Genomic DNA, 21,531 nt, shown 5'->3' with positions numbered 1-21,531 from the left:
GGGCCGCTATGACGCAGACGTTCACCGGCGCCGCCTGTCGGCGCGGTGTGCTGGCCATCGACGAAGGCACCACGGGCACCCGGGCCGGAGTCGTCCTCGACTCCGGCGCCGCCCACCAGGTGTTCTACCGCTCGATCGCGGTCAGCCACCCGGACGACCTGGCCGTCGAGCAGGACCCGGCGGAGATCTGGACCGCCACCCTCGACGTGGCGCGGCGCGCCGTCGCCCGCGCCCACGAGGACGGCATCGAGATCACCGCGGTCGCCCTCTCCACCCAGCGGGCCACCGCGATGCTGTGGGACGGCGCCACCGGCGAACCGCTGCTGCCCGCCGTGGTGTGGCAGGACCGGCGGTACGCACAGGAACTGACCGGCTACGAGGCCGAGTGGGACGCCCGTCTGCTGGCCCGGCAGGGACGGCCGGTCGGCGCCCGCGCGCCCTTCCTGTGGGCCGCCCGGCAGATCGCCGCCCACCCGGAGGTCGCCGCCGCCCACCGCGCCGGACGCCTCCGCTTCGGCACCGTCGACACCTGGCTGATCTGGCAGCTGACCGGCGGCGCCGTCCACGCCACCACGCCCACCAATGCGGCGTCCAGCGGCGGCTACCTGCTCGGCGCCCACGCCTGGGACGAGGAGTGGATCGGCCACCTCGGCTTCCCCCTCGACCTGCTGCCGGAACTCCGCTCCGACGACGCCGGGTTCGGCACCACCGACCCGGCGGCCCTCGGCATCGCCGTCCCGCTCGCCGCCTCGATGGGCGACCAGCACGCAGCCCTCATCGCCCTCGGCGGCCTCGCCGCAGGCCAGGGCATGTGCATGTACGGCACCGGCGCCTTCGTCGACGCCGCGACCGGCACCGAACCCGCCCTGCCCCGGCCCGACATCTCCGGGGTGCTCGCCCAACCGGGCCGGCGGCAGGGCGACACCAGCCACTTCAGCCTGGAGGCGTACACCTCCACCGCCGGGTCCGCGCTGCGCTGGCTCTGCGACGACCTCGGCCTCTTCGCCTCCCCGAAGGAGCTGGGGGAGGAGGCCGGGCGGGTGCCGTCCCGGCCCGGCCGCACCCCGCGCTTCGTCCCGGCGCTCGCCGGGGTCCGTACGCCCGTGTGGCACCCGGAGGCCACCGCGGCGCTCACCGGACTCACCCTCGCCACCACCCGCGCCGACCTGGCCCGCGCCGTCCTGGAGGGCATCGCCCACTCCGTCTGCGACCTCATCGACGGCGTCGCCGACACCATGGGCGCACCCTTCACCCGCCTGCGGGTCGGCGGCGGCGTCTCCGGCAGCGACCCGCTGATGCAGATCCAGGCCGACCTGACCGGACTGCCGCTGGAGCGCGCCGCCGACTCCGCCACCGCCAGCCTGCGCGGCACCGCCTACCTCGCGGGCGTCGCCCAGGGGCTGTGGTCCTCGCTCGACGAGATCGTCGAGGCCCAGCCGCAGGGCCGGATCTTCACGCCCTCCCTCGACCCCGCCGAACGCGACCGCCGCCGCGCCGACTGGTACGACCTGCTCGCCGCCCACCTGCACGAAAGTGCCCTGCCCCCGCACACCCCCCACTGACGGCCCGCGCGCCGTCACCCGGACGGGCCGGCCGACCCCCGGGCCGTCGCCAAGGAACACCAGGAGTTGATGTTGTGATCACCATGCCCGCCCGGAAGCCGCGGCGCAGTGCCGCGGCGACCCGCCGCACGGCCCTGCTGCTCGACCGCGCGGCCATCAAGCGCGACCTCGCCGACGAGACCTACGACGTCCTCGTCATCGGCGGCGGCGTCACCGGGGCGTACGCCGTGCTCGACGCGGCCTCGCGCGGGCTGCGCGCGGCGCTGATCGAGAAGGACGACTTCGCCTCCGGCACCTCCTCGAAGTCCTCGAAGATGATCCACGGCGGACTGCGCTACATCGAGCAGGGCAACGTCAACCTCGTCCGCCACTCCCTCCTGGAGCGCCACCGCTTCCGCAAGAACGCCCCGCACCTGGTGCACCGGCTGCCGTTCCTCTTCCCGATCCTGGAGAAGGAGGGGGTCTTCGATGCCCGCCTCGCCAAGGGCTTCGAGGGCCTGCTGTGGACGTATGACCTGGTCGGCGGCTGGCGCATCGGCAAGCTCCACCAGCGGCTGACGGTCCCCGAGGTCCTGGCGCAGGCCCCGACGCTGCGCGCGGACAACCTCAAGGGCGGCTTGGTGTACTTCGACGCCCGCACCGATGACGCCCGCCTCGTCCTCACTCTCGTGCGGACCGCCGCCGCGCTCGGCGCGACGATCCTCAACGGCGCCGCGGCCACCGCGCTGCTCATGCAGGGCGGCAAGGCGTCCGGCGCCCGCGTCACCGCCGACGGCGACGCGTTCGACGTCCGCGCCCGCGCCGTCGTCAACGCCACCGGCGTCTGGGCCGACCAGGTCGACGCGATGGCCGACGAGCACCACGCGCCGCAGGTCCGCCCCGCCAAGGGCGTCCACATCGTCGTGCCGTGGGACAAGGTCCGCATCAACTGCACCGTCACCGTGCCGATCCCCGGCCGCGCCCGCCGCGCCACCTGCACCCGCTGGGGCAACAGCGTCGTCCTCGGCACCACCGACGAGGACTACCAGGGCTCGCCCGACGATGTGCACTGCACCCGGCAGGAGATGGAGTTCCTGCTGGAGGGCGCCAACACCGCCTTCGAGGGCAAGCTCACCCCCGATGACGTCGTCGGCTCCATCGGCGGCCTGCGTCCGCTCGTCGGCGGCAAGGAGGGCGCCACCCTCGACATGCGCCGCGACCACCACATCACCCTCGGCACCGGCGGCATGGTCACCGTCACCGGCGGCAAGCTCACCACCAGCCGCCACATGGGCGAGCTGGTCATCGACAAGGTGATGACCGTCCTCGGCCGCAAGGCCCCCAGCCGCACCGCCAAGCTCCCGCTGCTCGGTGGCGCGGGCTACGACGCCGAGGCGGTCGCCGCGTCCGGCGGCCTCGCCGCCCACCTCGGCGAGCGCTACGGCACCGAGGCCCGCTTCGTCGGCGACCTCATCCAGGACGACCCCGCGCTCGCCGAACCCGTCGTCGCCGGGCTGCCGTACACCAAGGCCGAGGTCGTCTACGCGGCCCGCGCCGAACTGGCCCGCTCCGTCGACGACGTCCTCTCCCGCCGCACCCGCGCCCGGCTCTTCGCCCGCGACGCCTCCGCCGCCGCGGCACCCGTCGTCGGCGCCCTGCTCGGGCAGGAACTCGGCCTCACCCAGGACGAGGTGGACCGCTCGGTCGCCGCGTACCTCGACTCCGTCCGCCACGAAAAGACCGTCCTCCTCGAAGGAGCAGCAGCATGATCAGCCGTCAGACCATCACCCACCCCTTCAACCGCGGCAACTACACGGTCGGCGCCCCCAGCTTCGCCAAATGGGCCAAGGACCGGCCGGTCGGCGACGGCCCGGCCGCGCTCCAGGGCGACCCGGTCGAGGTCCCGGAGGCCGTGATCGAGGCGCTGCGCGGCGCCGCCCGCGCGGTGCACACCACCCGCGACGAGGTCGTCACCCGCACCCGCGACTGGTGGGCCGGTTCGATGATCGGCGAGACCGAGGGCCGCCCGGCGACCCCCGACGCCGTGATCGTCGAGGCCGCCGACGCCGACCAGATCGCCGCCGTCCTGCGCATCTGCCACGAGGCCGGCATCCCCGTCACGCCGTCCGCCGGGCGCTCCAACGTTACCGGCGCGGCGCTGCCCGTCTTCGGCGGCGTCGTCCTGGACGTCTGCGGCCTCGACGCCATCACCGGCTTCGACGCCGAGTCGAACGTCGTCGATGTCCAGGCGGGCATGTTCGGCGACCTCTTCGAGAAGCAGCTCCAGGAGGAGTACGGCGTCACCACCGGCCACTGGCCGTCCGCGTTCGCCGTCTCCACCGTCGGCGGCTGGATCGCCTGCCGCGGCGCCGGTCAGCTCTCCACCCGCTACGGCAAGATCGAGGACATGGTCGTCGGCCTCGACGTGATCCACGCCGACGGCACCCGCGCCACCTACGGCGACTACACCCGCGCCGCCGTCGGCCCGGACCTGCGCCAGCTCTTCATCGGCTCCGAGGGCACCCTCGGCGTCATCGTCGGCGCCCGGCTGCGCGTCCACCCGCTGCCCACCTACGCCAAGGCCGTCGCCTTCGGCTTCGCCACCTTCGCCGAGGGCCTGGACGCCTGCCGCAAGATCATGCAGCGCGGCGCCACCCCGGCCGTCCTGCGCCTGTACGACACCCTGGAGTCGGGCACCCACTTCGGCCACCCCGAGACCAACCTCCTGCTCATCGCCGACGAGGGCGACCCCACGATCGTCGACGCCTCGATCGCCGTGGCCGCCGACGTCTGCGCCGCGTACGGCCCCGAGCTGGACAGCGACGCGGTCTTCGCGCGCTGGCTGGACGAGCGGATGCTGGTCGGCAAGTCCGCGGACGGCTTCACCCCCGGCCCGGGCTTCGTCGCAGACACTCTGGAGATGGCCGCCTCCTGGACCGATCTGCCGGTCATCTACGACGAGGTGGTCGCCGCCATCCAGTCCGTCGAGGGCACCCTCGCGGCCTCCGCGCACCAGTCCCACGCGTACACCGACGGCGCCTGCGTCTACTTCTCGCTCCGCGGCGACGTCGCGCCCGAGGCGCGCCGCGACTGGTACCGCGCGGTGTGGGACGCCGCCAACGCCGTCCTCATCAAGCACCGCGCGGCGCTCAGCCACCACCACGGCTGCGGACTGCTGCGCGGCCCCTACCTGGAGGAATCGCTCGGCGCCGGCTTCGCGACGTTCGTCGCCGTGAAGAACGCCCTGGACCCGGAGGGGATCCTCAACCCTGGCAAACTGGGCCTCCCCAGCCGCTTCGGGACGTCCCCGCTGAGCTGACCCGGAACGCCCCGGCGGGCCCGGTCCACCGGCCCGCCGGGGCGCCCGGCGGCTCCCCCCTTCCCGCTCCACCGGAAGGTCCCTTCACCGGAAGGCTCCGCCATGGCCCCCTCTTCCCGGTCCGGCGCCCCGCTCGACCCCCGGCTCACCTCGGTCCTCGCCGAGGTCCCGGTCGTCGCGTCGGTTGTCGGCAGCCAGCCGCTGCGGCAGTTCCTGACCGCACCGGCCAAAATGTGCATCCTCGCGTCGTTCGCCGTGGGGCAGCTGCCCCAGGTCGTCCCGGCGCTGGGCCGGGCCGGGAAGGCCGTGTTCGTCAACGTCGACTCCAGCCCCGGACTGGCCCAGGACCGGGGCGCGCTGGAGTTCCTCAAGGACCTCGGCGCGCACGGCGTGGTGAGCACCCGGCTCTCCCTCATAGAGAAGGGCCGGCCGCTCGGCCTGCTGACCGTCATGAAGGTCTTCGTCACCGACCGTTCCAACCTGCGCCGCTCCCTGGACGCCGTCTCCCGCGGCGCGCCCGACCTCGTCGAGGTCATGCCCGCCCCGATCATCGGCCGGATGAGCGCGCAGTCCCGCCGTGCGATGTCCCCGTCGATCGCCGCGGGCTTCGTGGAGTCCCCGGGGGACGTCGCCCTGGCGCTGGCCCAGGGCGCGGCCGCCGCCGCCACCTCCGATCCCCGCCTCTGGCATCTGCGCCGTGACCAGCTCCCGCCGGTCCCGCCGTCCGCCCTCAAGAGGCCCGCCGCACCCCAGGAGTAACCCCATGACTTACGTGGTCATCGCCCGCTACCGCACCCTGCCGGACGCCCAGGACACCGTTCTGCCGCTCCTCGACGCCATGGCCACCGCCTCCCGTGCCGAGGAGGGCTGCCTCGGCTACCGGGTCCACCAGGGCACCGAGGACCCCCGCGACCTCGCGCTGTACGAGGAGTACCGCTCCGAGGCCGACTTCACCGCGCACTGCGCCTCCGGCCACTTCCGCGACATCGTCCTCGGCAAGGTCGTCCCGCTGCTGGAGAGCCGCGAGGTGCTGCGCTGCGCGCCGCGCGTGGAGGTGGCCGCGTGAAGACCCGCGCCGCCGTCCTGCGGACCGTCTCCACCGACCGTCCGTACGCCACCACCGCCCCGGTCGCCGTCGAGGAGCTGGAGCTGGGGGCGCCCCGCGAGGGCGAGGTCCTGGTCAAGATAGCCGCGGCCTCGCTGTGCCACTCCGACCTCTCCGTCGTCAACGGCGACCGGGTCCGCCCGCTGCCCATGGCGCTCGGCCACGAGGCCGTCGGCGTTGTCGTGCAGACCGGCCCCGGTGTCCGCCGGGTCACGCCGGGCGACCATGTCGCGCTGGTCTTCGTGCCGAGCTGCGGCTCCTGCGCCGACTGCGCCCAGGGCCGCCCCGCGCTCTGCGCCGCCGCCGCGACGGCCAACGGCTCCGGCGGGCTGCTGCACGGCCCGTCCCTGCTGACCGACGCGGCGGGCGAGCGGGTCCACCACCAGCTGGGCGTCTCCGCCTTCGCCGAACATGCCGTCGTCGCGCAGGAATCCCTCGTCCCGATCCCGCGCGACGTGCCGTTCGCCGTCGCCTCGATGTTCGGCTGCGCGGTCCTCACCGGCGCCGGCGCGGTCATCAACACCGCGGCGCTCCGCCCGGGCCAGTCCGCCGTCGTCTACGGGCTCGGCGGCGTCGGCCTCTCCGCGGTGCTCGGCGCCCGCGCCGCCGGGGCGTACCCGGTCGTCGCCGTCGACCCGGTGGCCGAGAAGCGCGAGCTGGCGCTGCGCCTCGGTGCCTCGCACGCGTACGCCCCCGACGAGGCCCCGGCCGCGATCCGCGAGCTGACCTCGGGCGGCGCGGAGATCGCCGTCGAGGCGGTCGGGTCGCCCGCGGTGATGGCCGCCTGCCTGGACGTGGTCGGCCGCGGCGGCAAGGTCGTCTCGGTGGGACTGCCCGCCCCCGGCCGTACGCTGGAGGTACCGGCGCTGGCCTTCGCCGGTGAGGGCAAGTCGCTGCTCGGCTCGTACATGGGTGACGCGGTCCCCAGCCGCGACATCCCGCGCTTCCTCGACCTGTGGCGCGCCGGTCTGATGCCGGTTGAGCTGATGCACACCGGCACGCTGCCGCTGACCGGCATCAACGACGCCCTGGAGGAGCTGGCCTCCGGCCGTGCCATCCGCCAGGTCCTCGACACCAACGGTCTGCTGGGCGGCTGACCCGCCCTCTCGAACGCGCGCCCGGCATGGTTTCCCCCGAACCTGCCGGGCGCGCCCCGTTTCCGCCCGGTCGCGGCGCTTCCCGGGACGGCGCACGGTGAAAGGGAGGGCCGCGCGTCCGTGAGACGGCCCGGCGGGTGTGCGGAGCATCAGCGGTGAGCAGGTGCCATCGTGAGACGACGGGCCGAGCCGCGAGGAGGAGTCACCATGACCGTCCCGCAGCCGCCCGGGCGACCCGGGCCGACCCACCCCGACCCCGTGCCGCCCACCCCCGGCCCGGGCCCCGGACCGCCCGGACCGATGCCCGGCCCCGGGCCGGGACCGGTACCCGCACCGGGACCTGATCCCGTGCCCGGCCCCGTACCGGCCCCCGAGCCCGACCCCATCCCGCCGCACCCGGCCCCGCCGACCCCGGGCCCCACGCCCGGTCCGGCCCCCGACCCGGTACCGGCGCCGCACACACCCTGAGCCGGGATGCGCGGTCCCTTCCGTATTTCTGGAACGCGTTCTACTGTGCCCTGGCCCGGTATCCGACGGGGCGTCAGAATCCGTCGGTCCGGGCTCTGTTGAGGGCCTGACCACACGGACACGGAACGTACGGGATGAAGGGGAGGGGCCGTGCACCTCGCATACACCCCCGCACAGCAGCGGTTGCGCGCCGAACTGCGCGGCTACTTCGCCGCGCTGGTGCCGGAGAACACCTACGCCCAGGACGCCGACCCTGCCGCCCGCAAACGCTTCTACCGCGACACCGTGCGGCGCCTCGGCGCGGACGGCTGGCTCGGCGTCGGCTGGCCCAAGGAGTACGGCGGCCGGGGCATGACGCCGATGGAACAGTTCCTCTTCTTCGACGAGGCGGCCCAGGCGGGCGTCCCGCTGCCGCTGATGGCGCTCAACACCGTCGGCCCCACCCTCATGCGGTTCGGCACCGACGAGCAGAAGGCGTACTTCCTGCCCCGCATCCTCTCCGGCGAGATCGACTTCGCCATCGGCTACAGCGAACCGGACGCCGGAACCGACCTCGCCGCGCTCCGCACCCGCGCCGTCCGCGTCGGCGACGAGGACGGCGGCCACTACGTGGTCGACGGCCAGAAGATCTGGACCACCAACGGCGACACCGCCGACTGGGTCTGGCTCGCCGTCCGCACCCGCAGCGCCACCGACGGCACCCCGCCCCACAAGGGCATCACCCTGCTCCTCGTCCCGACCGACGACCCCGGCTACTCCTGCACCCTCATCAACACCCTCGCCTCGCACGACACCACCGCCAGCCACTACGACCACCTCACCGTGCCCGCCTCCCGCCGCGTCGGCCGGGAGAACGAGGGCTGGCGGATCATCACCAACCAGCTCAACCACGAACGCGTCACCCTCGCCGCCCACGGCACCATGGCCATCCGCGCCCTCCACGACGTCCAGCGCTGGGCCGCCGCCACCCGCCTCACCGACGGCCGCCGCGTCATCGACCTCGGCTGGGTCCGCAACCGCCTGGCCCGCACCCACACCACGCTCGACGCCATGAAGCTCCTCAACTGGCAGATGGTCGACGCCCTGGAACGCGACGCCCTCACCCCGCAGGACGCCTCCGCCGTCAAGGTCCACGGCTCCGAGGCCCGCCGCGACGCCTACGCCTGGCTCATGGAGATCGTCGCCGCCGCGGGCCCCCTCAAGGAGGGCTCCACCGGCGCCGCCCTCCACGGCGACCTGGAACGCGGCTACCGCTCCGCCGTCATCTTCACCTTCGGCGGCGGCAACAACGAGATCCAGCGCGAGATCATCACCTGGATCGGGCTGGGGATGCCTCGGGTGCGGCGGTGAGGCGGGTGCGACCACAGATTTTAGCTGCCCCACCGTCACCCCCTACGGATACGCCCAGGTGCGCGGCCTGGAATCAAGAGCCTTCGCCCACCTGGCCAAGGTCACCAAGATGGACGGCATGACGGCTCGCCGTCACGGCGACGCTCGCCACAGAACACGGTCTCCTGCGGCGCGCCCCTGCCCCGGCCGACCCCGGAGAGATCGCAGCACGGATCGCCGTCGAACGTGGCATCGCCCCGCCGGCCGGTTCTCCTGCCGTATCTCGGTCCCCTACCCAGGCTCCCTCCGCCGTGCCGCGTGCAAGTCCTGCTCTGCCCATCTCCAGGACACCGCCCTTACGTTCTGACGGTTCGGTCGTTCCGTGTGGGATGGTCGCTTCAGCCGGTCAGGGCATGATCTGTGGGGAGCTCTTTGCCATACCGCGGCGCCGCTCGGCGACCGTTCCTCACGAGGCTTCCGCCCCTGGTTGTCGGGAGACATGGCGGATGCCACCCGTACCGGCGAGCGCGCATCCGGACTGCGCCCGTGCCGCAGAGGAACACGGGACCTCATTACATGATCGATGACTCGTGCTGCCGTACGGGCATGCGGTGGCCGTCGGTCAAGCCCTGTTGGCGGCAGGTGCTGAGGGCGCGCTCGCGCGGTCTGGATGCGGGGCGTCCTGGCACTTCAGGGACCATGAAGGGATGGAGAGGCACAGCAGATGAGAATTCTGGAAGCGGTCCGGTTCGGCACAGTCATCGATCACTTCGCCGAGGCACACCCCTTCGACGCCTCTGATCAGGCCAACACCAACGATGAGGCCGAGGGGCACCTCCGCAACGCGCATCGGGAGTTGGGTGGCCGTTGGCACCACGTCCTGCTGGAAGGTCCGGAAGTGCGCGGTGTGGTGCTCCCCTGGCACCTGGGTGAGGAGGGCGGAGCGGAGCTCATTCCCAAGAGCGGGCTCACGGTGGCCGACGCAGCGGAGCGACTTGCGATGTGGGGAACCTCCTACGCGCTCTCCAACCCGTTGTGCGCGTTCAAACTCGCCAGGCAGAGCGCGGCCTCTGGCGGGCCGCTGTTCCTGAGCACCCGGCCCGTCTCGGGAATCGACTACGAGGGCTTGGTTGCCCGCGAGGGGCTGATTCATCTGGACGGGCTGCACCGCATGCTCGCCTGGGCCCGGGCCGGGCACCTGGCGCCCGGAAACTGGTTCCCTGCCTACGTGGCCGGGCCGGCCCCGGCCGACGTACGGTCGGGCGCTGGGCATGAACAGGGCTGACGGGATGTTCTCCTCCCCGAGGGGCAGCGCGGCATGGTCCGCGCCGTATCAACGACGTGCCGCACGTCCATGCTCGGTGAACACGGCGGAGTCCGGCGGGGCCTGAGCGCAAGGAGCGCAGTTGTTGATGATCCGTCCCCTGCGCGGGGCCTGCTCCTCGCCTCGACGGTCTACGACGGACCGGGCAACGAGCACCCACCTGAACTCCCCTGAACAGGGTCAACTCCCGCAAGGCGCAGGCCTCGCCGCTGAGTCGGGAGTGCGACAACGTGCTGCGCCGCCTGCGCTTGACGGTGGGCATCACGACGGACAGTACACAAATGCTACGCATCGCCTCTAGAATGCTACTTAGTGTTATCTCTCTCAGGGCTTCGCTCGCTCGGACAGGAGACTCCGTGAACGACGACGAAGTGACCCTCGAACTCGGCATGGGCGGCAGTGCCATCAAACCGGCGCTCGTCGAACGGAGCGGGGCCGTCACGGCCGGGGGCGCCCTTCCCTCCAACTCCGGAGACGGAGCCGGCACCGTTCTGCGCTCCGTGTCCGGACGCGCCACGCGAGCCACCGGCAAGGCGGCGTCGGCCGGCCGGACGGTGCGCGCCTTCAGCCACGACATGCGAGCGGGCGATCTCGCCGAGGCGCCGCTCGCCGGCATCCCGCCACTCGATCCGGGAGCGGTGGATCTCGGCAGCGGACCGCCGGCCCGGAAACTGCTGGACGACGCGTCCTGGAGGCGGTCATGACCACGGACGCCAAAGGTGCACCTCAGACACCCTCGCGTCGGCTCACTGCCGCAGCCGGTGCCCGCCGCTTCATCGAGCAGCGCACCATCGCCGTCGTACCCGAAGACGAACGCTACGGACGGCCGCGCGACCTGTTCGCCGTCTGGTTCGCTGCCAACATCAGCCCGCTGACCATCGTTTCCGGCACCATCGCCCCCGCCGTCTACGGCCTGGGCCTGTGGTCCGGCATGGCCGCGGTGCTCGTCGGCAACCTCATCGGCGGTTTCCTCATGGCTCTGCACGCAGCTCAGGGGCCGCGCCTCGGTGTTCCCCAGCTCATCCAGAGCCGAGGGCAGTTCGGTAGCTGGGGATCCCTCCTGGTGACGGTGCTCGCCATGTTCATGTATGCGGGGTGGTTCGCCTCCAACCTCGTCATCGCCGGACAGGCGCTGCACCAGATCGTCCCGGAGCTGCCCACCTCGCTGTGGCTGATCCTGTGCGCCGCTGCCGGTCTGGTCATCGCCGCCGTCGGCTACGACCTCATTCACCGGGTAGGACGCTGGGGCACCCTTGTCTCGGCGGCTCTACTGGCCGTGTGTGCCGTCCAGCTCCTCAGCACGCCCCACATCCTGGAACGTGCCGGTGAGCACGGCGGCTTCACCCTTTCCGGCTTCGCCGGTATGGCCGGGATCGGCGTACTGCTTCAGCTCACCTTCGCGCCCTACGTCTCCGACTACACCCGATACATGCCCACCGACACCGCCGCCCGGCGCGCCACCCTGTGGTTCACGTACTGGGGCTGCGTCCTGGGCAGCGCCCTGCCGATGCTGCTCGGCGTGGTCATGGGCCTGGCAGTGTCCGACGACACCATCCGCGGGCTCGGGGCGGTCCTCGGCAGCACCCTGTCGGCCGTCGTCCTGGTGGGTTTCGCCGCGGTCGTCATCCACATCAACGCCATGAACCTCTACGGCACCGCCCTCTGCCTGGTCACCGCCGTACAGACGTTCCGGCACCGCTGGCTGCCCGGGCGTACCGTACGGGTGCTTCTGGTCTCCGCCCCGCTCGCCGTCGGCCTGACCATGGCCCTGGCCTTCCAGAAAACCTTCTTGGCCTCCTACACCGACTTCTTGGCCATCCTGCAGTACGTGCTGGTTCCGTGGACCGCCATCAACCTCATCGACTTCTACCTGATCCGGCGCGGTGAGTACGACGTGGGGTCCTTCTTCGCGCCCGACGGAGGGGTGTACGGGCGGTTCAAGGTACCCGCGCTCCTCGTCTACGCCGGCAGCTTCCTCGCCGAGATTCCGTTCATGCACACATCGGCCTTCACCGGGCCCGCCGCCCGCGCACTGGGCGGAACGGACCTTGCCTGGGCCGTCGGCCTGGCCACTGCCGCCGCGGGATACCGGGCCGTCATGAAACCGCAAACAACGGAGGTGAGCGAGCCGCTCCGTCCACCGACTCCATGACGGGCCGGCCGCACACCGAAGTCGTGCGGCCGACCCGCTGCCGGTGCCGTCCGACTCGGGGTCTCGGTGACGGCGACGACACCGGACTGCGCGGGGAGCTCGCCTTCTCGATCCCCGGCCGGCCGGACGCCGGGGCAGGCGGCGGATATGCGCTGCCGGGTGCTCCGGCCGTACCACCGGCCCTCTCGTTTCTCCGGGGAGTGGGTTACAGGGCGTCGAAGGCTTCCGTCACCGCCTCGCACGTCGCGTCCAGTTCGTCCTCGGTAACCGTGGCGGCGATGAACCAGCAGGCCATGCCGTAGGCGTTGGTGTGGATTCCGCGTTTGAGGAGTTCGTGGCGGAAGGCGTGGTAGCGGGCCTGGTCGGTGTGGAGCAGGTCGCGGTACTGGCGGGTGGGGGTGCCGTCGGTGGTGAAGACGGTCTGGAACATGGCGCCGACGCCCTGCACCGAGCAGGGGACGCGGTGGTCGTGGGCGGCGCGCCGGATCGTCTCCATGAGCCGCTGTCCGCTGTCCTCGATGCGCTTGGCGACCTCCGGCCGGTTCAGCTGTTGCAGGGTGACCAGGGCGGAAGTGGCGCACAGAGGCGAGGCGTTGTAGGTGCCGCCGTGCTTGACGTGCCCTCGTGCCAGGGGTTCCATCACGTGCCGCTGCCCCGCGAACGCGGCGATCGGCATGCCGCCGCCCAGGGCCTTGGAGAAGACGGCGAGGTCCGGGACCACGTGGAACAGCGACTGGGCGCCTCCGGGTCCGGTGCGGAAGCCGGTGCAGACCTCGTCGAAGATGAGCACGATCCCGCGTGCCGTGCATTCCTCCCGCAGCAGGTCGAGGTAGCCCGGTTCGGGCATGGTGCAGGCGTTGTTGGCAACGATCGGCTCGCAGATGACCGCCGCGAATTCCCCGCGGTGGGCGTCCAGGACGGCGCGGAGGGCCGCGGGATCGTTCCACGGGCAGACGATCACGTCGTCGACGACCCCGGCCGGGATGCCGGGGGAATGGGGCACAGGGTGCGGGGCGTCGTAGGGGCCGGCCTCCGCGGTGCCGGGGCGGTTGGAGATGGCCAGGGTGTCGGACCAGCCGTGATAGTGGCCCTCGAATTTGAGGATCTTGGAGCGCCCGGTGTAGCCGCGGGCGGCACGTACGGCCCCCTGTACCGCCTCGCTGCCCGAGTTGGCGAACCGGACGAGCTCCGCGCAGGGCACCATCTCGCAGATCAGCTCGGCGAGTTCCACTTCGGCGGTGTTGCAGGTGCCGAACATCGTGCCGGTGTGCAGGACAGCGGTGAGCGCGTCGGTGAGTTGCGGGGCGGCATGCCCCAGGACCGCGCTGCCGTAGGAAATGAGGTAGTCGATGTACTCGTTGCCGTCGACATCCCGGATGCGTGTCCCGGAGCCGCTGGCCATGTAGAGCGGGTACGGGTGCGGGCCGGTCGAGGTCAGCCGGGACGAGGAGCTGATGCCGCCGGCCAGTGAAGCCTGGGCCCGGTCGAACCAGGCTCGGCTGCCGTCGGTCCCGCCCAGCGCCGCTATCTGGCCAGTCATAGGAAACTCCTGTTTGGGAGAGGGGTGCTTGGGCACGTTCGGAGGACCCTTCGTACGAAAGGGTGTGCTGATCGAGAGGACGGGTGGGGAGTGGCAGGGAAGACGGCGGTTGTCACCGGAGCGGGCAGCGGGATCGGGCGGGCGTGTGCCCTCGGTCTGCTGGCGGATGGCTGGACGGTGGCCCTGGTGGGCCGGCGCAAGGAACCGCTGGAGGAGACCGCGGCCCTCGCGTCCGCCGCCGACCATGACCGCGCGCTCCCGTTCCCCGCCGACATCACCGAGGCCACCGCGGTGGACGACCTGTTCGCCTCCGTCGTGGAGCAGTTCGGGCGATTGGACGTGCTGTTCAACAACGCTGCCGACGTCATGCCCTACACCCCGACCGAGGACGTGAGTGTCGAGGACTGGCACCGCGTGATGGACTCCATCGCCACCGGGACCTTTCTGTGTTCCCGCGCCGCCTTCAGGGTGATGAAGCAGCAGACGCCGCGCGGGGGGCGGATCATCAACAACGGTGCGCCGTCCGCGCAGGCGCCCCGGCCGGACTCCGTCGCGTTCACTGCGGCCAAGCATGCGGTCGCCGGGATGACGCGTTCGCTGTCCCTGGACGGTCGCCGTTACGACATTTCCTGCGGCCAGATCGACATCGGCAACGTCACTCCGGAGGACCGCCCGCAGCCGGCCGTCCTGCAGGCTGATGGGTCACGGCGGGTCGAACCCACCATGGACGTGCGGCATGTCGTCGACATGGTGCGGACCATGGCTGCTCTGCCGCTCGGGGTGAACATCCAGTCCGTCCTGGTCATGCCCAGTTCCATGCCGTACGTCGGCCGGGGTTAGCCCGGCCACGTAGGCGGGGAACCAGTTGCCGGGCACCAGGTGCCCGGCCTGGGCCCAGCCGAGCATGCGGTGCAGCCCGTCCAGATGGATCAGCCCCTGGCGGATCGTCATGCACGCATAGTCGGGTCCCGAAACGGGCCGGGTGCTCAGGAACAGCGGGCGGCGCCGGCCCGTGTGCTGCCGGGTGAGCTTGAAGGAGCACAGCGGATTGGAGTGCGCGTACGAGGTGCCCAGCTCCGCGAGCCGGTCCGCGGCCGAGGCCACGGTCAGCCCGGTGTCGGGGATCAGCTCGACCTCACCGTCCTCCCCGAGGTGCCAGGGGAGCACCACCTTCCGCACCTCCGGGCCCTCCAGCAGGACCTGGTGCCATCGGCCGCCCAGCTCCCGTTGCGCGTTGCGGAGGTGTCCCTCGGCCTCATCGTTGGTGTTGGCCTGGTCGGAGGCGTCGAAGGGGTGTTCCAGGGTGAAGTGGCGGAAGACCGCCTCGAACTGCACCGCTTCCCTCACTCTCATCTGCTGTGCCTCTCCGCCGCTGCGTACTCGCTGAAGTGCCGTTCGGCGAACAGCTGCGGACGCCCCGCATCCAGACCGCGCGAGCGCGCCACGGCCAGCACCTGCCGCCAGTACGGTTTGACCGGCGGCCACAGCGTGCCCGTGCGGCAGTAGGAGCCATCGATCAGGTAGCGCGGTCCTGCACCCGCAGGCACCGCGGGCGCGGCCCGGCGCGCATGAAAGAGCGCTGAGTGGAGTATGACGGTGGATCCGGGCGGCAGGTCGTCGATGACCACTTCGCCCGGCAGGACCCCCGTGCCCAGATGGCTGTGGGTGCCCTTCTCGGCCACCTCCCGGTGCGAGCCCGGCAGCACTACCAGGCCACCTGACCCTGGCTTGAGTCCGCCTAAGTAGTGCAACGCATGGATCATGGGGAAGCGGCGGTCCCGCTGGGGCCGTTGTTCGTAGTCGTGGTGCCAGGGCTTGCCGGCTCCACCGGCCGGTCGCCGGTCGCTGTGCAAGTGGTGGAAGACGAAGGACTCGCCCAGCAGATCGGGGTGTGCGAGCAGGTCCATCAGCGGCGGGAACGCCGCGAGCTCACCGTGTGCCTCCAGATCCATTTCGACCACCTGCGGCGGCTCGGCTCCCGGAAGCGTGCAGGCGTCGATGGACTTCTGACGCCAGCCTGTCTCCATCCACTTGTCCACCTCCGGCATGAGCCGGTCGACGAGGCCTTCGGGTATGAACCCGGGTAGTACAAGGAAGCCGTTCGCGATGAAGTCCGATATTCGAACCTCGTTGGTACGAGTGCCTCTCACCTGTAGGAACCCCCGATTCACTCAACTGTTGCCTTACGGACGCCATGGTGCTCGGCGTTTCTTATCCAGGGCAGATATGCGCCATGCGCATGGCAAGATCAATGGCCAAAACCAGCAATCAAGTTGCACAGGTGCCCGTAGGGGCATAGGCACTGTCTGGCGGATCTGTGCCCCTGTGGGTTACCGGCTCGTTGTGTCCGGGACGGGGCGGGTGATCTGACGAATGCCGAGTGGGTCCGGTTGGGGCCGCACTTGCCGGTGCCGGGGCATGAGCAGAGCGACGAGGAAAGGCGAGCCACGAGGCCACCACGCCGTGCACGCCCTTGTCGCTCGGGTCAACGTGTCACCGTCGGGAAGCCCGTTGCCGGACTTGAGCTGTGGTCACAGGCGGGCGTGACTGCCCCGGCCGTCACCCTGCGCCCCGCCCCGCGTTGTCCCGGTCGAGCGGTTCCCGCGGACGGAACCGCGTACGGCTTCCAGGAGGTGTGGCACAGGTGACGGACGGTGCTGAGGGGACGGGGCCCGCCATGCGGTCGGCGGTGCGGGAGACCTACGGTCCGGGCGATCTGGGCGGGCAGCCGATCTTCGGCGGCGGATTCATCAACTTCGGGTACTGGCGCGCCGTCGACCTGGACCGCCCGCTCGGCGAGGCGGAGCGGATCCGCAGTCAGGAGGACCTGTACCGGCATGTTCTGGGCGCCGCCGGGCCACGGCCGGGCGCGAAGGTGCTTGAAGTGGGCTGCGGCCTCGGCATGGGGTGCGCGGTGATGCTGCGGGAGTACGGTTCCGCCGCCGTCACCGGCATGGACATCCATCCGCAGCAGCTGAGCCGGGCGCGCGCGGCCCATGCGGAGCTGCTGCGGGACGAGCCGGAACGGCTGCGGTTCGTGCAGGGGGCCGCCGAGCGGATGCCGTTCGAGGACGGCGAGTTCGACGTGGTGATCAGCGTGGAAGCCGCCCAGCACTTCCCGGATCTCGGGGCCTTCGCCGCACAGACCGCGCGGGTGCTGCGGCCCGGCGGCCGGGCGGCGGTCGCCAGCTTCTTCACCGTGGACGACGCGCCGGACCGCCCCGGACACCTCGCCCGGCTGCTGGAGACCTTCGACAGCGGGCTGGACATCGCCCGGCCGGTGACCGCCCTCACGGACGCGTTCACCACCGCCGGGCTCACGCACGTGTCCGCCACATCGATCGGCCCGCACGTCTGGCCCGGGTGGGACCGCTGGCTCGCCCACTGGTGGACCCCGGACACCTGGCCGCGCAACTTCCTGCGCGCCTATCAGGAAGGGATCCTGGACTATTACGTCGTCACGGCGGACCGGCCGCGGTAGGGCCGTGAGGTGAAGGTGGCGGCCCGGTGACGTGGCGCGGGAACGGGAACGCGGGGCAGCCGGAATCCGCGGGCGGACCGGCCGTCCGCCCGGCTGCAGGAAACGTCCGGTCGCCCCCGGCGCTCGGTGCCTTCCGGCGGGCGGGGGGCGGCGATAGCCTCGCCGGTGGCGGCCCCGAGCGCCGCCACCGGCAGGCCGCTGGGCCGGGGCCGGGAGGCGGCACAGACGAGGAGCGGACGCCGTGGCCGACGAACCGAACGAGACCCCGGACAGCACCGCCGTACGGGTCGCCCTCTGGCGGGCGCTGCACGTGCGGGTGGACGCGGCGCCCCCGGTCCTCGACGACGAGACCGGGCTGCGGCTGGCGGACCCGGGGGAGGGGTGGCAGCGGCGCGGGGACATGGACCCGCGCGCCACGAGCGGCTTCCGCGCCGCCGTCGTCTCCCGCGCCCGGTTCGTCGAGGACCTCGTCACCGACGAACTCGCCTGCGGCGTCGGCCAGTACGTCATCCTCGGCGCCGGTCTTGACACCTTCGCCCAGCGCCGCCCCGAGACCGCCGACCGGCTGCGGATCTTCGAGATCGACCAGCCGGGCACCCAGGCGTGGAAGCGCCGCCGCCTCACCGCCCTCGGCCACGGCGTCCCGGAGCGGCTGCGGCTGGTGCCGGTCGATTTCGAAGCGGGCGACGACTGGTGGGCGCGGCTGGTCGACGCGGGTTTCGACCCCGCCCGGCCCGCCGTCGTCGCCTGCACCGGCGTCACCATGTACCTCACCGAGGAGGCCGTCGCGGCGACCTTGCGCCGCCTCGCCGGTCTCGCCCCGGGCTCGACGCTCGCCATGACGTTCCTGCTGCCCGCCGAACTCCTCGACGCCGCCGACCGCCCGGCGCTGGAGGCCACCACACCGCAGGCCCGGGCCTCCGGAACGCCGTTCCGCAGCTTCTTCACCCCGCGGCAGATGCTGGCGGCAGCCCGCGAGGCCGGTTTCCGCGACGTCCGCCATGTGGCCGGAACCGAACTCGCCGCCCGCTACTTCGCCGGCCGGCCCGACGGCCTCCGCCCGTCCAGCGGCGAGGACTTCCTGGTGGCCACCGTCTGACGACCGACGTCCGCCGGGCCCGCGGTGGTCCACCCCGGCTCGGCACCCCGAGACACGGAGGACGATCCGCGATGACCGGCCGTCAACTCGCAGCGGCCCCGGAACGGGCCGCCGCACCACGTCTCCGGCTGGGCCTCGCCACCGTGCTGACCGGGGCGTTCATCGCCATGATGGACACCTTCATCGTCAACGTCGCGGCGCCCGCCCTCCAGGCCGATCTGCACGCGGACGCCGCCGCCACGGAGTTCGTCATCGCCGGGTACACCCTGGCCTACGCGATCGGGCTGATCACCGGCGGACGGCTGGGCGATGTGTACGGGCGGCGGCGGATGTTCGCCGTGGGCCTGGCCGGGTTCACCCTCGCCTCGTCGCCTGCGGGCTGGCCCGTACCCCGACGGAGCTGATCGTGGCCCGGCTGGTGCAGGGCTGCGCCGCGGCCCTGCTCACCCCGCAGGTCCTGGCGATCATCCGGGTGGCGTGCCCGGACCCCGGACAACGCGCCCGTGCCTTCGGACTCATGGGCGCGGTGCAGGCGCTGGCGAGCGTGCTGGGACAGGTCCTGGGCGGGGCGGTGACCCAGGCCGATCTGCTGGGTCTCGGCTGGCGTCCGGTGTTCCTGATCAATGTGCCGATCGGCATCGCCGCGCTCCTGCTCACCCCGTACGCGGTACCCGAATCGCGGGCGCCGGACGCCGACCGGATCGACTGGGCCGGATCCGCGCTGGGCGCCGTCGGGCTGGGCGCGCTGCTGATGCTGCTGATCGAGGGGGAGCGGATCGGCCCGCCCGTCCGGCGGGTGGGGCTGCTGGCCCTTGCCGTGGTCGCACTGGCGGCGTTCGTGGCCACCCAGGTGCGCCGCACCCGGCGTGACGACGCTCCGCTGCTGCACACCGGGCTCTTCGGCGACCGCGCCTTCGCCGGTGGTTCGGCGCTGATCCTGCTGTTCGCCGCCACCATGCCACCGCTCTACCTCGGCTACACCCTGCTGCTGCAGGACGGCCTCGGCGCCTCCCCGCTGCGCGCGGGCCTCTTCTTCGCGCCGCTGGCCCTGTCCGTCGCGGTCGCCTCGTACGCCACCGGACGGCTCGGCCGCCGGTTCGGCGCCCGCGCGGTGCTGCTGACCGGGGCGCTGCTGCACACCACCGGCGGCTGCCTGGCGCTGCTGCTCTGCCTGGCGGCCCCCCGAGGCGCCCCCGGCAATCTGCTCCCCGCGCTGGTGATCCTCGGCGTGGGCGAGGGATTCTTCGTCACCCCGAGCCTCAACGCGGTGCTGGGCACCGTCGCCGACCGGCACATCGGCGGCGCCTCCGGCCTGCTCAGCGCGGTGCAGCGGCTGGGCAACGCCCTGGGCATGGCCGTGCTGATGCTGCCGTTCCTGGCGGTCCACGCCCGTGCGCGGGCCGCGGGCGCGCCGCAGGAGAAGGGCTACACCGAGGCGTTCGCCGCGCTCTGCGGGGCCGTCGCGGCCCTCTCGCTGCTCACCGCGGTGCTGCTGTGGCACCTGCCGCTCGGGCGCCCGGCACCGCGGCGGACGCCCGTACCGAGGGTGGAGCCGCGGCCCGACGAGGCGTAGCGGCACCGGCGGATGGGCCACGGCCCCGCCCGCCGACGCCGTGCCCGCTACTCCGCGCTCACCCGGTACAGCGCCGTCGCGTGCGGCGCCAGCGTGGTGGCGGTGAGGGGGCCGGTGGTGCGGGTGGTGCGGCCGGTGGTGAGGTCGCGTACGCGGTAGGAGCGCGCGGCGGGCAGTCCGGCGACGGCCGCCGTGGTGGACACCGTGCGGGGCGTGTCACCGGAGTTGAACAGCGCCACGGCCCGGTCGCCGCCGCGCAGCGGCTTCGACAGCACCGCCGCGTCCTCGTCGTGCCGCACCAGCTTGCCCTGGACGCCCAGCGGGTCCTGGTCGACGGCGATGATCTCCTTGTTGCCGAGGACCCGCAGCGCGGCGGGGGAGAGGTGGGTCAGATCGGTGCTGGAGATCAGCGGTGCGGCCATCACCGCCCACAGCGCCATCTGGCTGTGGATCTCCGTCTCGGTCAGCCCCGAGTCGCCGGCCAGCAGAAAGTCCGGGTCGTTCCACCGGCCGGGGCGCTGCAACGCCGCCAACTGGGCGTTGTAGTCAAAGTTGTAGCGGATCGAGGACCACTTCGCGGCCGGGGTGTGCTTCTCCACCGCGATGTCCCGCCCCTCCCGCCAGAGGTTGCCGACCTCCCCGGACCAGCCGATGACCCGGTGCCAGAGCGCATCGCCCTCGTACTGGAAGTACGCCGGGGCGGACACCGAGAAGGCGATGGGACGGCCGGTGGCGCGCAGCGCCCGGCTCATCTGCCCGTAGACGTCGCGGTAGGTCTCCTCCTTGGTGCGGCCCGGCGCCGTCGGTACGTTACAGCCGTCGAACTTCAGGTAGTCGACCTTCCAGCTCGCGAACAGGTCGGCGTCCTGCTGGAAGTGGCCGAGGCTGCCCGGGTACTTCTCGCAGGTCAGCGTCCCGGCGTCGCCGTAGATGCCGAACTTCAGGCCCATCCGGTGCAGTTCCCGCCCGACGTACGCCATACCGTGCGGAAACTTCGTCCGATCGGTCACCAGCTCGCCCTGCGGACCGCGCTGTTTCCGCGTCCAGCAGTCGTCGACGGTGACGGTGTCGTACCCCTTCGCCGCCAGCCCGGTGCGGACCAGCGCCCGGGCGTTGTCGAGGATCACCTTCTCGTTGACGTCGCACATGTAGTACGACCAGTTGTTCCAGCCCATCGGCGGGGTCGGCGTCAGATCGGGGTACCGCTCCGCGCTCTGCCGGGCGGCGGGCGCCGGGTCCGCGGACGCCGGGGCGGTGGCCGCCGGCAGGCCGGTCGCGCAGACGGCCGCGGCGGTCAGTCCGACGACGGCACGGCCGGGACGGGAAATCGGAGGAATACGCACAGGGCACCTCACGAGGGACGAAGCGGGGCGGGATCGGCCGGAGGTTAGGACCGCACCCGGGGCCGGTCAAGACACCCCGCCGCAAGCTGACGGGGATTCAGTCGCCGGGCCCGGCGCATGGCCGGGGCGGGGCGCTGCCCGTCCGGCCCGTCGGGCGTTG

General features: G+C 72.2%; 17 protein-coding genes and 2 pseudogenes. 15 read left to right on the top strand and 4 right to left on the bottom strand.

The window, feature by feature from the left end:
- The first annotated feature begins 8 nt into the window (after positions 1 to 8).
- The 10 genes and pseudogenes from OG422_RS03005 to OG422_RS02960 all read left to right on the top strand — a co-directional run bounded on the left by OG422_RS03005 (position 9) and on the right by OG422_RS02960 (position 12,335).
- Positions 9 to 1,562 (top strand): FGGY family carbohydrate kinase, encoded by a 1,554-nt coding sequence (locus OG422_RS03005; RefSeq protein WP_143943707.1) that lies wholly within the window; start codon positions 9 to 11, stop codon positions 1,560 to 1,562.
- Positions 1,563 to 1,636: 74 nt separating this feature from the next.
- Positions 1,637 to 3,310, top strand: coding sequence for a glycerol-3-phosphate dehydrogenase/oxidase (locus tag OG422_RS03000; protein ID WP_143943708.1), 1,674 nt, complete (start codon positions 1,637 to 1,639; stop codon positions 3,308 to 3,310).
- Positions 3,307 to 4,860 carry an FAD-binding oxidoreductase gene (locus OG422_RS02995; protein WP_143943709.1) on the top strand — a complete coding sequence of 518 codons (1,554 nt, stop codon included), beginning with the start codon at positions 3,307 to 3,309 and terminating at the stop codon, positions 4,858 to 4,860. Before OG422_RS03000 ends, OG422_RS02995 begins: the two co-directional genes overlap by 4 nt.
- A gap of 102 nt (positions 4,861 to 4,962) precedes the next feature.
- The gene (locus OG422_RS02990; protein ID WP_405739336.1) at positions 4,963 to 5,619 is read left to right on the top strand and encodes a glycerol-3-phosphate responsive antiterminator; all 657 of its coding nucleotides are present in this window, start codon (positions 4,963 to 4,965) and stop codon (positions 5,617 to 5,619) included.
- Positions 5,620 to 5,623: 4 nt separating this feature from the next.
- Positions 5,624 to 5,836, top strand: a pseudogene (locus OG422_RS02985) (putative quinol monooxygenase); the annotation flags it as partial.
- A gap of 86 nt (positions 5,837 to 5,922) precedes the next feature.
- Positions 5,923 to 7,062: a zinc-binding dehydrogenase gene (locus OG422_RS02980; RefSeq protein ID WP_405739333.1), complete on the top strand. Its 1,140-nt coding sequence runs from the start codon at positions 5,923 to 5,925 to the stop codon at positions 7,060 to 7,062.
- 618 nt (positions 7,063 to 7,680) lie between these two features.
- A complete protein-coding gene (locus OG422_RS02975) occupies positions 7,681 to 8,880 on the top strand; it encodes an acyl-CoA dehydrogenase family protein (RefSeq protein WP_405739330.1) in 1,200 nt (399 codons plus the stop codon).
- Between the two features lie 703 nt (positions 8,881 to 9,583).
- Positions 9,584 to 10,144, top strand: a complete 561-nt coding sequence (locus OG422_RS02970; RefSeq protein WP_405739327.1) for a DUF6309 family protein — start codon at positions 9,584 to 9,586, stop codon at positions 10,142 to 10,144.
- A 395-nt stretch (positions 10,145 to 10,539) separates the two neighbouring features.
- A complete protein-coding gene (locus OG422_RS02965) occupies positions 10,540 to 10,887 on the top strand; it encodes a hypothetical protein (protein WP_405739324.1) in 348 nt (115 codons plus the stop codon).
- Positions 10,884 to 12,335, top strand: a complete 1,452-nt coding sequence (locus tag OG422_RS02960; RefSeq protein WP_405739322.1) for a purine-cytosine permease family protein — start codon at positions 10,884 to 10,886, stop codon at positions 12,333 to 12,335. Before OG422_RS02965 ends, OG422_RS02960 begins: the two co-directional genes overlap by 4 nt.
- Before the next feature lie 205 nt (positions 12,336 to 12,540).
- Here OG422_RS02960 and OG422_RS02955 read toward each other — a convergent pair whose 3' ends face one another.
- Positions 12,541 to 13,875: an aspartate aminotransferase family protein gene (locus tag OG422_RS02955; protein WP_405739319.1), complete on the bottom strand. Its 1,335-nt coding sequence runs from the start codon at positions 13,873 to 13,875 to the stop codon at positions 12,541 to 12,543.
- Positions 13,876 to 13,965: 90 nt separating this feature from the next.
- Between OG422_RS02955 and OG422_RS02950 the strand changes: the two genes are divergently transcribed.
- Positions 13,966 to 14,715 carry an SDR family oxidoreductase gene (locus tag OG422_RS02950; RefSeq protein WP_405739316.1) on the top strand — a complete coding sequence of 250 codons (750 nt, stop codon included), beginning with the start codon at positions 13,966 to 13,968 and terminating at the stop codon, positions 14,713 to 14,715.
- A gap of 36 nt (positions 14,716 to 14,751) precedes the next feature.
- Here OG422_RS02950 and OG422_RS02945 read toward each other — a convergent pair.
- Both OG422_RS02945 and OG422_RS02940 read right to left on the bottom strand, forming a co-directional pair.
- Positions 14,752 to 15,228 (bottom strand): annotated as a pseudogene (locus tag OG422_RS02945) (DUF6309 family protein); the annotation flags it as partial.
- Positions 15,225 to 16,025: a phytanoyl-CoA dioxygenase family protein gene (locus tag OG422_RS02940; RefSeq protein ID WP_405739313.1), complete on the bottom strand. Its 801-nt coding sequence runs from the start codon at positions 16,023 to 16,025 to the stop codon at positions 15,225 to 15,227. The gene OG422_RS02940 and the pseudogene OG422_RS02945, both read right to left, overlap by 4 nt.
- A gap of 494 nt (positions 16,026 to 16,519) precedes the next feature.
- Between OG422_RS02940 and OG422_RS02935 the strand changes: the two genes are divergently transcribed.
- The 4 genes from OG422_RS02935 (at position 16,520) to OG422_RS02920 (ending at position 20,028) form a co-directional block, all read left to right on the top strand.
- Positions 16,520 to 17,356: a class I SAM-dependent methyltransferase gene (locus OG422_RS02935; protein ID WP_405739311.1), complete on the top strand. Its 837-nt coding sequence runs from the start codon at positions 16,520 to 16,522 to the stop codon at positions 17,354 to 17,356.
- 241 nt (positions 17,357 to 17,597) lie between these two features.
- Positions 17,598 to 18,455: a class I SAM-dependent methyltransferase gene (locus tag OG422_RS02930; RefSeq protein WP_405739308.1), complete on the top strand. Its 858-nt coding sequence runs from the start codon at positions 17,598 to 17,600 to the stop codon at positions 18,453 to 18,455.
- A gap of 71 nt (positions 18,456 to 18,526) precedes the next feature.
- Positions 18,527 to 18,859, top strand: coding sequence for an MFS transporter (locus tag OG422_RS02925; RefSeq protein WP_405739305.1), 333 nt, complete (start codon positions 18,527 to 18,529; stop codon positions 18,857 to 18,859).
- A 2-nt stretch (positions 18,860 to 18,861) separates the two neighbouring features.
- Positions 18,862 to 20,028, top strand: a complete 1,167-nt coding sequence (locus tag OG422_RS02920; protein WP_405739302.1) for an MFS transporter — start codon at positions 18,862 to 18,864, stop codon at positions 20,026 to 20,028.
- A 47-nt stretch (positions 20,029 to 20,075) separates the two neighbouring features.
- On the opposite strand, the gene OG422_RS02915 is transcribed toward OG422_RS02920, so the two are convergent.
- Entirely contained in the window at positions 20,076 to 21,371 is a 1,296-nt protein-coding gene (locus OG422_RS02915) for a glycoside hydrolase family 27 protein (protein WP_405739299.1), read from the bottom strand.
- Between the last annotated feature and the right edge of the window lie 160 nt (positions 21,372 to 21,531).

This window comes from Streptomyces sp. NBC_01525 (assembly GCF_045040405.1).
Lineage (GTDB): Bacteria > Actinomycetota > Actinomycetes > Streptomycetales > Streptomycetaceae > Streptomyces > Streptomyces benahoarensis.
This window is presented reverse-complemented; position numbering and strand designations above follow the sequence as displayed.